Origin of the sequence: Facklamia languida CCUG 37842 (assembly GCF_000245795.1) — a bacterium.
GTDB lineage: Bacteria > Bacillota > Bacilli > Lactobacillales > Aerococcaceae > Facklamia > Facklamia languida.
On record NZ_JH601133.1, the window covers coordinates 1,273,011 to 1,287,876 of the forward strand.

Sequence of the window (14,866 nt, forward strand, 5' to 3'; positions counted from 1 at the left end):
TAGTGATATTTTTCGCTTGTTTACTTAAAGGTTTAATCTTTGATATAATACGATGCGTTACAAAGAAAAAGTTCCCGATAGGGTCTATGAAAGTAGATTTGCCTTGTAACCAAAAGAATGACTGGGGGAAATACTATGCAAGAAAGAAAATTATTTACATCGGAGTCCGTGACTGAAGGGCATCCAGATAAGATTGCGGATCAAATATCCGATACAATCCTAGATGCTTTACTGGAACAAGATAAATTTGCGCGTGTAGCCTGTGAAACAGCAGTTAACACGGGTCTCGTGTTAGTCTTTGGTGAGGTGACTACGACCGCATATGTTGATATTCAGAAGCTAGTTCGTGAAAAAGTAGAAGAAATTGGCTACACCAGAGGAAAATTCGGCTTTGACGCAGAGAATATCGCGGTCATTGTATCACTCGATGAGCAATCACCTGATATTGCTCAAGGGGTTGATCACGCCTTAGAGACCAGGGACGATCAGTCGCAACAACAAGCAATTGGCGCTGGTGACCAGGGACTGATGTTTGGTTATGCCTGTGATGAGACGCCGGAATTAATGCCTTTACCGATCTCGCTTTCGCATAAACTGGCTTATCAATTAAGTCAAGTTCGTAAACAAGGTCACTTACCTTATCTTAGACCAGATGGAAAGACTCAGGTAACGGTGGAGTATGATGAGCTCGACCAACCCGTTCATATTGATACAGTGGTGGTTTCTTGTCAGCACAGTGATGAAGTTCAACTTGAAGATTTACGAAAGGATATCTTGAATCATGTCATTGAACCCACTCTACCAAGTGACTTGTTTGACTCTAAAACCAAGATTTTTATTAATCCGACTGGACGCTTCACCATTGGTGGACCTAAGGGAGACTCTGGATTGACTGGTCGCAAGATCATCGTAGATACTTACGGGGGGTATGCCCGCCATGGTGGTGGCGCTTTTTCGGGTAAGGATGCAACGAAAGTTGACCGTTCAGCTTCCTATGCGGCACGGTATGTTGCCAAGAATATTGTGGCAGCAGGCATCGCTAAAAAGGTAGAAATTCAATTAGCCTATGCCATCGGGGTTGCTCAGCCTGTTTCAATTAATGTAAATACATTTGGAACAGCGACCCACTCGAACCAGGAGATTGAACAGGCCATCCGTCAGCTATTTGACCTGACCCCTAGTGGCATTATCGAAATGTTAGATCTAAGACGTCCAATTTACGCTAAAACCGCGGCTTATGGTCACTTTGGTCGGGAAGGTGAAGAATTTACCTGGGAGCGAACGGATCGCGTTGAGGAATTGTTATCCCTCCTAAGCTGATTTTTAATAAGCTAATAATTTTGTTATATTTATTAGTCATGGTAATATTACTCCTATAGAGCGATATTATTTGATAGGAGGAAATATTATGGTTAAGTACGTTGTGGTAGGGACCTCTCATTTTGGTTATGAGTCGGTCCAAACCCTATTGAAGCAAGACAAAGAAGCAGAGATCCATTTGTTTGAAGCAGATGAACAATCATCTTTTATGGGGTGAGGTGCACAGTCATACCTGGAAGGTATCTCTAAGAACTTAGATGAGGTTCACTTTGCAAATAACGAGTCCTACGCGGCTCAAGGAATCCATATCCATCCAGCCAGTCAAGTGATTGGGCTTGACCCAGAAGCTAAAGAAATCACCGTCAAGACGGCTGACAAAGAATATCAAGAAAGCTACGATAAGCTGTTGTTAAGTCCAGGAGGGTTTGCGCCGATTCCTCCAATTGAAGGAATTGAACTCGAAAATGTTCATACCTTTAGAGGACGGGGCGATACGGATATTGTTCAAAAACGAATGGCTCATACTCGCCATCTCGTTGTAATCGGTGCTGGTTATATTGGAGTTGAAGTCGCGACGGCCTATGCAGAAGCTGGTATTGATGTGACTGTACTGGATATGAGTGACCGGATTCTTCCAACATATCTCAACCAAGAACTTTCTCAACTATTAGAAGATCATGCCAACCAGAAAGGATTAACCTTTAGAGGTGGCGAAAAAGTTGAAAAATTAGTTGGCGAGGATGGCAAGGTAAGCGAGGTGATCACGGATAAGGGCGAGTATCCAGCCGATACTGTGATCGTTTCAGTAGGTGTTAAGCCAGGAACAGACTGGCTACAAGGGGCGGTCGATATTGATGATCACGGCTTTATCAAGGTTGATGAATATTTGAGAACTTCAGCAGAAGATGTTTTTGCTGGAGGGGACGCAACCTATATCCCTTATGCTCCGACTAGGCAACCAAATAACGTTGGCTTAGCAACCTTGGCTAGACGTCAAGGGATTGTAGCTGGCTTGAATGCATCGGGACAAACAGTCAAGATGCCACCAGTTTCCGGCACTTCGGCTCTCCGGTTCTTCGACTATACCATTGCCACTACGGGTCTATCAGCGGCTAATGAATCGATTTATGACGGCAAAGTAGCAAGCAAGTACGTTGAAGAGAAAGTCTATCCTGATTTTATGCGTAAAGAAGGGCTTGTGCATATGACGATTTACTTTGACGAAGAGAGTCATGTGATTCTAGGGGGACAATTGGTTTCCAAGTTTGATGTGGCAGACTCCATTAATGTCTTGTCGACTTGTATCAATGCCAAGTACACTTTGGAGCAATTAGCACTCTTAGACTTCTTCTTCCAGCCTAATTATGACCGCCCTTGGCATTATCTAAATGTGTTGGCAATTGAAGCACTCGGTAATCAAGTGGGTGGAGCAGATAAATTATTGTTCTAACTTGCCATATTCATATCAAAGCAAAGACTAGTATCTGATGCGGTCTTTGCTTTTTTGAATCTATATTGAAGAAAACGGTTAAATTGTGTAAGATTATTTTATCAATAAGAAGACTTTGGGAGGTTTTTAGATGAAATATGACTTTACAACTTGTATCGATCGGACAAGCCAAGGATCAAAAAAATGGTTGTTAATGCGCGAAGCCAAGGAGGATATTCAGGAAGGAATTGTGCCTTTGTCCGTTGCTGACTTGGACTTTCCGATGCCTCCAGCTGTGGTTGAAGGGCTAAAAAAGGATCTGGATAGTTTTATTTGCGGCTATACTCTCCCTACCGATGCCTATTTCCAGGCCGTCCAAAAGTGGATGCGTGACCAGCATCATTGGGAAGTTGAAAGAGATTGGCTTGTCACCACACCAGGTGTTGTACCCGCGATTAATGTGTTCGTTAATGCTTTTACTGAACCAGGTGATGGGGTGATTATTTTCCAACCGGTCTACGGACCCTTTGCGGATCAAGTCGTCAACCATCAACGGGATTTAACCGTTGTTGAGTTAATCAACCAAGAAGGATCTTACACCATTAATTTTGAAGCCTTTAAGGAAGCGGCCAAGGATCCGCATAATAAGGCTGTAATTTTCTGTAGTCCACACAACCCTTGCGGCCGGATTTGGACTTCGAAAGAATTAGAGGAAGTCGCTGCAATATGTATGGAGCATGACCTCTACCTCTTCTCAGATGAGATTCATTTTGATTTGGCCCATAAAGAATATACCCATCACGTATTTGCCAGTCTTTCGCCTGAAATTGCTCAGCATGTAATTGTCGCAACTGCTCCTTCAAAGACCTTTAACCTAGCAGGATTACAGACTTCAAACATCTTTATTCCTAATAGCGAGTGGCGAGAACGCTATACGCTGATGGCAGAAAAGTTAAACTTATTAGGGAGTCCCGCTCTAGGACTCTTGGCTTGTCAGCACGCTTATAATACCTCAGCTGACTGGAAGGATGAGCTGGTGGAAGTGATTGAACATAATATGCACTCAGCTAGACAAACTATTCAGGAAAAACTACCAAAGGCTGTCGTAACTCCGGCTCAAGCTTCCTACTTGTTATGGGTAGACTTGCGAAAATATAATCTGAAGAGTGATGACATCATGGAACTTATGCTGGAAAATGACTTGTTCGTGACGGACGGGCGAGCATTTGGACAAGCTGGAGATGGTTTCATTCGGATCCATCTGGCCCTACCAACCAAAATAGCAGAAGCTGCGATTGACCGATTATGTCAAGCGCTGAAGGATTATTAGGGAGTGTTAAGATGTCAAAAGATAGTTCTCATTTGATTGACACTAACTATCAAGTCGCTCAAGCGGGGGCGGACTCTCGTTTATTACAAGCAGATTCCCCTGTTATGGAAACAGATTTCTTTGTCAGTGCCCAGTGGCTCCATGATCAAATTTGCCAAGAAGCAAGTAACCTCATTGTTCTGGATGTCACACGGGGAAAGGGAAATTATCCGCTTGAACAGAATCGAACGAGTGAAGATTATGCCCTAGGCCATATTCCTGGAGCGATTCATTTGAATACGGATGAACTAGGGGAATTTAAGGATTACTTTAATACCCCGGAACAGATGCGGGAGGTATTCTTAAAGAAGGGGGTTCATAAAGACTCCCAGGTGGTCTTTTATTCAATTTATGCCCGAGATATCCTCTATATTGCCAGCCGGATGGCTTTTGCTGCTTATTATTTAGGCGTTGACCAGGTGAAGATTTTGGATGGCGGCCTCCAGGCTTGGCAACGAGCGGGCTACCCGTTGGAAACTCAAGAAAATAAGGGCCGTCCCTGTGATCACTTTGGATGTGATGTCCCAGCACGACCTGAGATCTATCTAAGGACACCTGAAGATTTAGTGACCTATCGAAAAAAACATCCAGAGAGTCTTCTGGCTTCAGTTCGCACTTGGAATGAATATTTGGGAGTGAACGAAGGGCATCAGTGGAATAAGGGTTCGGGTGAAATAGCAGGGGCACGTTACTTAGGTGATGAACTCATCGCAAATGTCCAAGGAGAACTTGCAGCCCCTTCTGTTTACCTATCCCAATGGCAGAAGTGGGGAATAACACCTGATCAAGAAGTGATTCTTTATTGTGGCACTTCTTGGCGATCTTCAACAGCCTTCTTTCTCTTGAAGCATTTGGGCTGGAAGAGAGTGGTGATGTTCGACGGGTCTTGGTACAAGTATTACCTTGCTCATCAAGAAGATCCTGAACAATTTCCGATTCAAAGAGGCAATCCGATGGGAGAGCCAGCATTAGAAATCATTGATGAGAGACGTTAAATTTTTCATCATGATGCGCCCATGAAAGATGACAACCCAGAAGCTCTTTTCTTGTTGAAAGAGCTTCTGGGTCTTTTTAAAAGTTACTTTATTGTTTTCCAAATTGACTGACTTCTCATATAAAATGACTGTGAGTATGTTTCTTAAATTTTCTCAATGATTAAGAGGGAAGGCGGGGTGTTTTTCTGGTTGATGTATTCGAGGTGGCTAATTTGAAATTCTTGTTGTGACCAGCTTGTGAATGATTCAAGGAGGACTTGTTTTTCTTCAAGTCCCTGGGGATGACCAGCGTAGATAACCACTATGATTTGTCCCCCTTTAACCAATCGGTTTGCGATCTGTTCGATGGCTGCTTGGGTTGAAGAAGGACGAGTTGTCATTTGGTGGCCGCCTCCAGGTAAATACCCCAAATTAAAAACTGCTCCATGAACTATAGGGTAGTCCAGGATTGAGACGAATTGATCAAATTGGTCGTGACTTGCTTCTAGTAATTGATAGTGTTCGACTGGGAAGCCAGCTAATTTTTCTTGACTAGACTGGATTGCCTGATGCTGGATATCAAAAGCAATGACCTTTCCTTTAAAAAATGGATGCCGCAAGATAAAGGCAGTATCGTGCCCATTTCCTAAGGTGGCATCAATGAAAATACCAGCTGGAAAGAGATTAATTAATTGGTCGAGATGGTGGTGACTCAACTGTACAGCGTTCTTCATTTATATACTCCATTCTATCTGATTAGCTTGGTAATCGAATTAAGACTAGTATAAAGGATTGGCTGTGAGTCTTGATATAGTTCGTATTACATTTGTGTTACATATGTTAAGTATCAAATAAAAGTCACCGAATTTCGACAAAGAAAAAAAGATAAAGGGTATAATAAAGGCGTTATCGATCCAATATTTATTATGGAAATAAAACCGTATGGAGGTTCACGAATGATTCAATTACGTAATCAAAGAATGCGCCAAATCGGCCGAAATAAAAGACATAAATTATATAAGAAACTAATAACCCAAGTAAATGCAGGGTTAATTCTATTTTCTGCTGGTTCTGTCTTGGGGAATCCTGTTGGTCAACCCCGTACAGTCAAAGCCCAAGACAGCTTAAAGAAGGTTTCACCTCTTGAATTTATTAATAATATCAAGCAGTCTGCAGAAAAAATAGCGGCTGAGAATAATCTTTATGCTTCAGTCATGATTGCTCAAGCAGCCTTAGAATCTGCTTGGGGAAATTCTAGACTTGCCCAGGCCCCAAATTACAATCTATTTGGAATCAAGGGGAATTATAAGGGTCAATCAACCAATATGGACACCTTGGAAGATGATGGAACAGGGAATTACTACCAAATCAAAGATGATTTTAGACGTTATAATTCTTATGCCGAATCTTTAAATGACTATGCGGACCTCTTAACTGGTAAGGGTTCGCAGTGGCGCAGAGAGTTTTATGCGGGTGCTTTAAGATCCAATACAAATTCTTACCATGATGCAACAGCCCACTTAACAGGGCGATATGCAACCGATACGAGCTATGGGTCCAAACTGAATAAAATTATTTCTGAATATAATTTAGATGCCTATGATGTAGCAGGACCTGCATCAAGAGCAAGCAGAAACTCTCAAAACAATTCGACAGCCGACCTCTCAAGAACGCCTAAACAAAGTGGTCAAACTTCTACCGCATCAGCGAATTATCAAGTGAAGCCGGGAGATTCCATTTATCGGATTGCACGTCAGTTTGGTATCAAACCTCAAGATTTAATGGCCGCCAATAATCTGCAGATAAGTTCGGTTATCCATCCTAACCAACGCCTAATCATTCCTGGAGCAACTTCCTCAAGTGTCGAATCTTCTAGGACACAGGTTACGGAGGCAAGAATCTCTAAGCAAGTGATTACACCTCCTGCTACTTCAGCTTCAAGTCAGACTGGTCAAAGACAGGGTGCTGGGTCTGCTAAATATACGGTTAAGAGTGGAGACTCTCTCTATGCGATTGCTGCTAAGCAAGGCTGCAATATTCAAGCGCTCTTGCAGGCGAACGGCCTATCACTTTCTTCTGTGATTCATCCCAACCAACAGCTAGTGATCCCAGGTGGCACATCAAATGGATCAAATTCTAATCCAGTGCGGACAGATAATTCGGCTGGAACAAGGAAAGTGGTCGAAAAGACAGTCGTCGCTGAAACAACTCAGCCAGCTGGACAAGCAGCAGGCCAAGGAAGTCGTTATACCGTCAAACCAGGCGATTCTTTATATGCCATTGCTCGTAAGACCGGGACTGGCATCCAAACGCTTCTAGCAGCAAATGGTTTATCGTTAAACTCTGTGATTCATCCAGGCCAAGTGTTGAGCGTTTCTGGCCAGGTGCAAGAAGCATCAAGCACTGTTAATACTTATGTTGTCAATGAACCCACTAATCAAGTTGTTAAGGACTATAAGGAAGCCAATCAAGATGTTCCTGTTAAAGTGGGACAAACTGAATATATCCAAGCAGAATCCGTTACAACGAACCAAGGAACTTATACTTGTAAGCAGGGGGATACCCTATGGGGGATCGCCAACCGCTATGGTATGTCTTTAGAGACACTGGTTGCTAAGAACCATGGTATTTCGGCAATTTATCCAGGAACAGTCCTTTACGTATAATCGATTCATCAATAAATTTTTAGGACCAAGTAGAATCCGTGAAATCTAAAGAGAGCCTATGGGTGGTGCGAGTAGGTAGATGGAACGATTTGAACTCTTCCTATTTAAAAGTTCGGGCGAAGCAAACTTTGTGAACCCGAAACGTCTGGCGGCGTTAACGTCTTAAGCATTGGATCATCCAATGGAAGATAGGTGGTACCGCGCTATGAGCGCCCTATAAAGTCTTTTTCGGCAAGGACTTTATAGGGCTTTTATTTTTTAATAAGAAAAGGAGTAATAACAATGACCTATCAACATCGAACAATTGAAAAGAAATGGCAAGAATTTTGGGATGATCACCAAACCTTTAAAACTAAAAATCGGCCCGGAAATAAAAAATATTATGTCTTAGATATGTTCCCTTATCCATCTGGACAAGGCCTACATGTTGGCCATCCAGAAGGCTATACGGCAACAGATATCATGGCCCGCTTTAAAAGAGCTCAAGGTTATGATGTCTTACACCCAATGGGTTGGGATGCCTTTGGTCTTCCAGCTGAACAGTATGCCTTAGATACGGGAAATTCACCCGCAGAATTTACTGATAAAAATATTGCGAACTTTAAACGTCAGATTAAATCACTTGGTTTCTCCTATGATTGGGATCGTGAAATCTCAACAACAGACCCTCATTATTATAAGTGGACTCAGTGGATCTTTACGAAGTTATATGAACAAGGGCTTGCTTATGAAGCGGATGTGACGGTTAACTGGTGTGAAGCGCTAGGGACTGTTTTGGCAAATGAAGAGGTCATTGATGGGCTTTCTGAAAGAGGGGGCCATCCAGTTGTTCGCAAGCCAATGAAACAATGGGTGCTAAAGATTACTGCCTATGCCCAACGCTTGCTGGATGATTTGGAGGATTTAGATTGGTCCGAAAGCGTTAAAGAAATGCAACGTCATTGGATTGGCCGGTCGCAAGGAGCCGTGATTGATTTTGAGCTGAAGGGGAAAACAGAAAAAATTCAGACTTTCACGACCCGACCCGATACCCTTTTTGGCTTATCCTATCTTGTCCTTGCGCCTGAACACGAGATGGTGAATAAGATTGTTACGAGCTCACAAAAGGATCAAGTGGAAGCCTATATTGATCAAGCTAGTAAAAAGTCAGATCTGGATAGAACCGACCTGTCCAAGGATAAGACGGGTGTCTTTACTGGCGCTTATGCGATCCACCCAGTTACTGGCCAGGAACTTCCAATTTGGGTTGCGGATTATGTCTTAAATTCTTATGGAACGGGTGCTGTTATGGCGGTTCCAGGACATGATCAACGGGATTATGAATTTGCTAAGAAGTATGATTTGCCTATTCAAGAAGTAATTGAGTCACCAGCTGGAATTGATGAGCAGGCCTTTGAAGGGGATGGTCCTCATATTCATTCACAATTCTTAGACGGGTTAGATAACCAAGCAGCCATTCAAGCGATGATTGAATGGTTAGAAAGTGAAGGGAAAGGACAAGGACAAGTCAATTATCGGTTGAGAGACTGGATTTTCTCCCGTCAACGCTATTGGGGTGAACCGATTCCTGTTATTCATTGGGAAGATGGGACTACAAGTGTTGTAAGCGAAGAGGACTTGCCTGTTGCGCTACCTAAAGCCACCAATATTCACCCATCTGGGACAGGTGAATCTCCACTGGCTAATTTAACGGATTGGTTAGAAGTGACTGACCCTAAGACCGGTATGAAAGGCCGTCGTGAAACGAATACCATGCCTCAATGGGCGGGGTCTTCTTGGTACTTTATCCGTTATATGGACCCTCAAAATACCTCCGAAATTGCTTCTAAAGATGCCCTGGACAAGTGGCAAAATGTTGACCTCTATATTGGGGGAGCGGAGCATGCGGTGCTTCACTTGCTTTATGCACGATTCTGGCATAAGTTCCTCTATGACCTCGGGGTGGTTCCAACTAAAGAACCCTTCCAGCGTCTGTTCAACCAAGGAATGATTTTGGGTGCAAATAACGAGAAGATGTCAAAATCGAAAGGCAATGTTGTGAATCCAGATGATGTCGTCCAAGAATATGGGGCAGATACCTTAAGGGTCTACGAAATGTTCATGGGACCATTGGATGCTTCGATTGCTTGGTCCGAAAACGGGCTGGAAGGGTCACGGCGGTTCTTAGAACGTGTTTGGCGTTTGTTTATTGATGAAGAAAGCAATGAATTGAAGGAAACAGTCAAAGAAGCTGATAATGAGAAATTAACCAAAGTTTACCATCAGACGGTTAAGAAAGTGACTGAGGATTATGACCAGCTCCATTTTAATACGGCGATTTCTCAACTCATGATCTTCCTCAATGAAGCCAAGGGAGAGGAAGTCCTGCCTAAGCAGTATGCAGAAGGCTTTGTTCAGCTTCTGGCACCGATTGCACCGCATTTAATGGAAGAGCTTTGGCAAAAACTTGGCCACGAAGAGTCAATTTCTGAAGTGCCTTGGCCAACCTATGATGAAGCGCTCACTGTCGAGAACCAAGTAGAGATCGTCTTGCAAATTAATGGCAAAGTCAAAGCCAAAGAGACCATTGCCCTTGACTTAGATAAGTCAGCCATGGAGGAAGTGGCCCTGCGGAACGAAACGATCCAAGAAGAACTAACTGGTAAAACGATACGCAAGGTGATCGCGATCCCCAATCGTTTGGTGAATATTGTTGCCAATTAGAAAAAAAGGTTTATAATCGCATTTCACCATTAAGAATGTTATATTGTAGGGTAGAATATAGAGTAAAGGAGGTATCTAGCATTGTCTGATCGAGACCAAAATATGAAGCATCATGATGGACGGAATCAAAGAAGATGGCAGAATCGTAGCTTTGATCCTTATGATCGGTTCGAGACGATTGAATTTACCAAGGAAGATCTTGAAGCGCTTCGTCACCCGAATCCGCAACCTTTGGATTCAGATTATTTTACTGAAGAGCAGGAGGGTTTGAGAGAAACAAGAGAAGAGGATTCTCAGCAAATCTTAAGCGACGAGGGACCTGAACAAGATAATCTTTCCACCTCTGATAGGGAATTCACATCTCAGCTCGATCCACTACCAGGAGAAGAGGAAGTCTCTAGCACCTACGGGCCATCCTCATTTGATGATTCTGTTCAAGTTCCAGAACATGCCCGTGAAATCGATGCATCAAACGAAGATTTTAGTGATATCTGGGGAGATGGTGAGGCTTGGGTTGATGAATCTGGCCATGAATCGACGCCTTCTTTTGAAGACTTGGATGAGAAGGACGAAGAGATGCCAGTCGATCGATTAGGATCGAGGGAACATCTTCAAGAGACCTTAAACATGGATTTAGAGGATCAGATGTTTGAGCGGCATGATTTCTCACATCTTGATGCCGAGTCTTCTGAAGAGAACCCCTTCGCTTATCGTTCCATTCAGAAGGAATTAAGAGATCGGCAAGCCTATCAAAGGGTCCACCAGGCCAAGCCAGGCTTCATGCAAGGGATCATGCAAACGATCTTTAGAACACGTGCCGATGAAGAAGCTTACCAGCCAATAGAGCCAGAAGAAGCAGATTTTACGGATATGATGGCGGAAACCTTGACTGAGCTTTCAGAGGAAGAGGATTCGGGGCATGTAATCGATTATCATGAATCGGACATGCTTGAAAGTGAGGAATGGGTTCATGAAGAGTGGGATTCGACCGCTTTAGATGATACCATTGAGCCAATGAATTCAGAGGATCAAGCGGACTTGCAGGGTCAAGTTGGCATTGATGAAGAGAATGACCTTGAATTATCTGAGCAGACAGGGTCAGAAATGTTAGACTCTGACCAAGCGATCTCGCAAGAGGAAGGCTCTCTCGAGGAATGGAGAGGTACTCCAATAGCAAGCGATTGGGAAGAAGCGAGTGCTTATCAAGCTGACTTGCAACCCAAGACTCAAATGTACGATGATGATGATTTAGAAGAATTAGCGGCTGATTTGCCAGAATACCACTATGAATTAGAACCTAAGCAACCTTCTAAGTTGCAACAACAACTGCAGAAGTCTCAACATTCCCTGGAGAGGGGATGGCAACAGTTTACGGACCAGTCGCGTCATTTTTGGTCCGGAATCAAGCAAAAGGCTGAGAATGTCTTACGAACTGAATCCGATCAAGAGCCAGTTGAAGAGGCTCAATCAGAAGCTCTTCATGGTGAGCAAGACGAATCAAATAGCGAGCAACAAAAAGAGCTTCTAGGGGTTGACAGTGAACCAACCGAGCAAGATCTTGATGGCAAGGAAGAGGACCCAGTCACACCGGATCAAGAAGCGGAGGAAGAAGTCGACGATCCAGTTGTTGAAGGTACTGATCCAGCAGCAAAGGATCCTATCGATTCATCAGCTAAAGAGGAAAGTATCGCGTCTGATGAATTAATGGAAAGTATTTCAAATGACGACATAGAAGCTTCCGATGGTTCAGAGGATTCAGAAGTTTTAAAAGATTCTGAAGATCTTCCAGGCGATAACAGTGACCTTAACGATTCCCTTGAAGACCAAACGGTTCCTGAGACTGGTCTAGCTGGTCAAGAAAAGAAGAAGAAAAAAGACAAGGTCAAAGAAGATCCAAAAGCGCTAGCTGAGCGTATTTCGCAAGAAACTCAACAGTATCAGGAGCCACTATTATCTGACAGTATTCTTGAAAGTTACACTTTACCACCAGAATCACTTTCAGTGGATGAGGCAGAAGCGGAACAGGATACCAGCAAGTCATCCTTCGTTTCAAATGCTGCTTGGTTAAGTTTTGGAAGTATTTTCTCGCGGATTATCGGTGCGCTCTACATTATTCCTTGGGCGACCTGGTTGGGGGCTGAGTATACCCATGCTAACTCCTTATATGCAGTTGGTTATACCCCCTATGCTTACTTTATTGCGATTGCAACAGCTGGATTTCCAGGGGCAGTGGCAAAGCAGATTGCCTATTATAATTCTAAGAAGGAATTTAAGGTATCGGATAAGCTGTTTAAATACTCTTTACTGGTGATGCTTGTCACCGGGATGATTGCAGCAAGTATTTTCTTCTTTGCTGCACCTGCTCTAGCCATTCAATCTTCAACTGATAATCCAGCAGCTGCGGTTGTGGTTATTCGCTCCTTGGCACCAGCGCTCTTGATTTTACCGATGATGAGCTTGACGAGGGGTTATTTCCAAGGTTTCAATAATATGATGCCTTTTGCTATTTCAGAAATTATTGAACAAGTCTTGCGAGTTCTCTATATTTTAGGGTCAACCTACTTGATTATGCAGGTTTATCACGGATCAGTCACTCAAGCGGTTGCCCATTCAACTTTTGCGGCCTTTGTGGGTGCGGTTGGGTCTGTCATTTTTCTGATTATCGTTTATATTCGTCACTTGCCGGTGATTAATCAGCTTAAGGAAGTATCCGAAGATAAGATTCAGATTGACTTTAAGCAGAGTATCCAGATGATGCTGAAGGATTCGATTCCTTTCATTTTATTAGGATCAGGGATTATTCTGGCCCAAGTGATTGACACCTTTACCTTTAAGCAGATCTTGGTGCGGACGAGTGTTCTTTTAACCAGTGAAATTGCAGAACTATTTGGGGCCATGAATTTGGACGTCAATAAATTAGTAATGATCGTGGTCTCCTTGGCAGTCGCAATGGCCGGCTCATCCATCCCGGCTGTTTCAAGTAAATTTGCCCAAGGAAATGTTAATAAGACGAGTGAATTAATTAAGAATATTGTCTTAGTTTTTGCCCTGGTTATGTTGCCAGCAGCGGTAGGAATGGCCGTGATTGCTAATAATCTCTATCCCTTCTTCTACCCAGCGGGTCTAGAAATTGGACCTCAGCTCCTTGTTACAGGATCGATTATGGCGATTGCCTTGGGGGCTTATACAGTCCTCGCGACTATTCTTCAATCGATGAGTTATCGCCGAGCAGCCGTTACTTATTTACTCATTGGGATTGGAATCAAAGCAATCTTACAATTCCCAATGGTAGCCATGTTTAGAGCCCACGGTGCCATGTTTGCGACCACCATAGCCTTTGCTGTTATATCGGTCATGATGTGGATGAAGATCTGGCGCGTGATTAAGATCCGTGACCGTTACTTTGTTGGAGATCTGATCCGGATTGTGATCGCGACGACACTGATGGGTATTGGAGCTTCAGCTTGGAATCGCACCTTGAACTTCATCATGGATCCTGTTGGGCGTGGCTTAACCCTTGTCCAGATCTTGATTGTGATTGTGGTGGCGGTATTCATTTACTTTGGGGTCTTGGCCCTGTTTGGCATGTTATCCATTCTGATTGGAGACCGGCATGCAACATTACAAGAAAGATTGAGTATTGGGAAATAATGCGATTAGATAAATTATTAAGTCATGAAGGATACGGATCTCGCAAAGAAGTCAAAGCCCTGATTAGTTCTGGGAGCGTCACCATTGATGGTCGAGTGGTGAAGCAGTCCAATGTTCATGTGGATCCCACTCAGCAAGAAGTTAGTGTGGCTGGGCAAGAAGTCCGCTATGAACCCTTTGTCTACTGGATGCTAAATAAGCCCCAAGGGGTGATCTCAGCAACCGAGGATTCACATCACTCCACTGTGCTTGATTGTTTAGACCCAGAAGATCTTCGACCAGACCTTTTCCCAGTGGGGCGTTTGGATATTGATACAACCGGATTGTTACTTATTACCAATCATGGTCCTTTAAATCATGCTTTAACCTCTCCCAAAAAAGCCATTGCCAAAGTTTATCAAGCGACGATCCAAGGAATTGTGAACCAGGAAATGGTGGAAGTATTTGCTGAGGGAATTGATTTGGGTGATTTTACCACGCAACCTGCCAAGCTTGAGATTCTAAAGGTTGATCCAAACCAGGAGCAATCAGCGATCCAAGTCACGATAACTGAAGGGAAATTCCACCAAGTGAAGCGGATGTTTGCTGCTTGTGGGGTAGAGGTGATTCGTCTCCATCGTCTGTCAATGGGGCCACTGCTGTTGGATTCTAACCTAGAAGCGGGAAGCTATCGCCGTTTAACAGCAAGTGAGGAAGATCAGTTGCGACCTTATGGTTTAGAATAAGTACTTGATGCGCCAATTTTTAGTGGGGA

Annotated in this window: 10 protein-coding genes, 1 riboswitch and 1 other annotated feature; of the genes, 9 read left to right on the plus strand and 1 reads right to left on the minus strand. The window is 43.5% G+C overall.

Annotation, left to right across the window (positions count from 1 at the left end; genetic code table 11):
* The first annotated feature begins 52 nt into the window (after nucleotides 1-52).
* Nucleotides 53-138, plus strand: a riboswitch (SMK box riboswitch).
* The 5 genes from metK (at nucleotide 136) to HMPREF9708_RS05975 (ending at nucleotide 5,113) form a co-directional block, all read left to right on the plus strand.
* Nucleotides 136-1,320, plus strand: coding sequence for a methionine adenosyltransferase (metK, locus tag HMPREF9708_RS05955; RefSeq protein WP_006309337.1), 1,185 nt, complete (start codon nucleotides 136-138; stop codon nucleotides 1,318-1,320). (Overlaps the previous riboswitch by 3 nt.)
* A gap of 88 nt (nucleotides 1,321-1,408) precedes the next feature.
* Nucleotides 1,409-1,537 (plus strand): hypothetical protein, encoded by a 129-nt coding sequence (locus tag HMPREF9708_RS08545; RefSeq protein WP_006309338.1) that lies wholly within the window; start codon nucleotides 1,409-1,411, stop codon nucleotides 1,535-1,537.
* An 84-nt stretch (nucleotides 1,538-1,621) separates the two neighbouring features.
* On the plus strand, nucleotides 1,622-2,770 hold the full coding sequence (locus HMPREF9708_RS05965; protein ID WP_156798785.1) for an FAD-dependent oxidoreductase: 1,149 nt from the start codon (nucleotides 1,622-1,624) through the stop codon (nucleotides 2,768-2,770).
* A gap of 130 nt (nucleotides 2,771-2,900) precedes the next feature.
* A complete protein-coding gene (locus HMPREF9708_RS05970) occupies nucleotides 2,901-4,079 on the plus strand; it encodes a MalY/PatB family protein (RefSeq protein WP_006309340.1) in 1,179 nt (392 codons plus the stop codon).
* 11 nt (nucleotides 4,080-4,090) lie between these two features.
* Nucleotides 4,091-5,113, plus strand: a complete 1,023-nt coding sequence (locus tag HMPREF9708_RS05975) for a sulfurtransferase (protein WP_006309341.1) — start codon at nucleotides 4,091-4,093, stop codon at nucleotides 5,111-5,113.
* Nucleotides 5,114-5,256: 143 nt separating this feature from the next.
* Here the strand turns inward: HMPREF9708_RS05975 and HMPREF9708_RS05980 are convergent, their stop codons facing one another.
* The gene (locus tag HMPREF9708_RS05980; protein ID WP_006309342.1) at nucleotides 5,257-5,826 is read right to left on the minus strand and encodes a tRNA (mnm(5)s(2)U34)-methyltransferase; all 570 of its coding nucleotides are present in this window, start codon (nucleotides 5,824-5,826) and stop codon (nucleotides 5,257-5,259) included.
* A gap of 222 nt (nucleotides 5,827-6,048) precedes the next feature.
* Between HMPREF9708_RS05980 and HMPREF9708_RS05985 the strand changes: the two genes are divergently transcribed.
* From HMPREF9708_RS05985 to HMPREF9708_RS06000, 4 genes are all read left to right on the plus strand, one after another.
* The gene (locus HMPREF9708_RS05985) at nucleotides 6,049-7,758 is read left to right on the plus strand and encodes a LysM peptidoglycan-binding domain-containing protein (protein WP_006309343.1); all 1,710 of its coding nucleotides are present in this window, start codon (nucleotides 6,049-6,051) and stop codon (nucleotides 7,756-7,758) included.
* 11 nt (nucleotides 7,759-7,769) lie between these two features.
* Nucleotides 7,770-7,978 (plus strand) — a binding site (T-box leader).
* A gap of 62 nt (nucleotides 7,979-8,040) precedes the next feature.
* The gene (gene leuS / locus HMPREF9708_RS05990; protein ID WP_006309344.1) at nucleotides 8,041-10,461 is read left to right on the plus strand and encodes a leucine--tRNA ligase; all 2,421 of its coding nucleotides are present in this window, start codon (nucleotides 8,041-8,043) and stop codon (nucleotides 10,459-10,461) included.
* Between the two features lie 81 nt (nucleotides 10,462-10,542).
* Nucleotides 10,543-14,112, plus strand: coding sequence for a polysaccharide biosynthesis protein (locus tag HMPREF9708_RS07930; protein WP_006309345.1), 3,570 nt, complete (start codon nucleotides 10,543-10,545; stop codon nucleotides 14,110-14,112).
* Nucleotides 14,112-14,837: a pseudouridine synthase gene (locus HMPREF9708_RS06000; protein WP_006309346.1), complete on the plus strand. Its 726-nt coding sequence runs from the start codon at nucleotides 14,112-14,114 to the stop codon at nucleotides 14,835-14,837. The genes HMPREF9708_RS07930 and HMPREF9708_RS06000 overlap by 1 nt, the downstream gene beginning before the upstream one ends.
* The last annotated feature ends 29 nt before the right edge of the window (nucleotides 14,838-14,866 follow it).

Excerpts from the sequence above, each read along its gene's own strand:
- metK (WP_006309337.1), top strand. The coding sequence starts at position 136 with ATGCAAGAAAGAAAATTATTTACATCGGAGTCCGTGACTGAAGGGCAT.
- HMPREF9708_RS08545 (WP_006309338.1), top strand. The coding sequence starts at position 1,409 with ATGGTTAAGTACGTTGTGGTAGGGACCTCTCATTTTGGTTATGAGTCG.
- HMPREF9708_RS05970 (WP_006309340.1), top strand. The coding sequence starts at position 2,901 with ATGAAATATGACTTTACAACTTGTATCGATCGGACAAGCCAAGGATCA.
- HMPREF9708_RS05975 (WP_006309341.1), top strand. The coding sequence starts at position 4,091 with ATGTCAAAAGATAGTTCTCATTTGATTGACACTAACTATCAAGTCGCT.
- HMPREF9708_RS05980 (WP_006309342.1), bottom strand. The coding sequence starts at position 5,826 with ATGAAGAACGCTGTACAGTTGAGTCACCACCATCTCGACCAATTAATT.
- HMPREF9708_RS05985 (WP_006309343.1), top strand. The coding sequence starts at position 6,049 with ATGATTCAATTACGTAATCAAAGAATGCGCCAAATCGGCCGAAATAAA.
- leuS (WP_006309344.1), top strand. The coding sequence starts at position 8,041 with ATGACCTATCAACATCGAACAATTGAAAAGAAATGGCAAGAATTTTGG.
- HMPREF9708_RS06000 (WP_006309346.1), top strand. The coding sequence starts at position 14,112 with ATGCGATTAGATAAATTATTAAGTCATGAAGGATACGGATCTCGCAAA.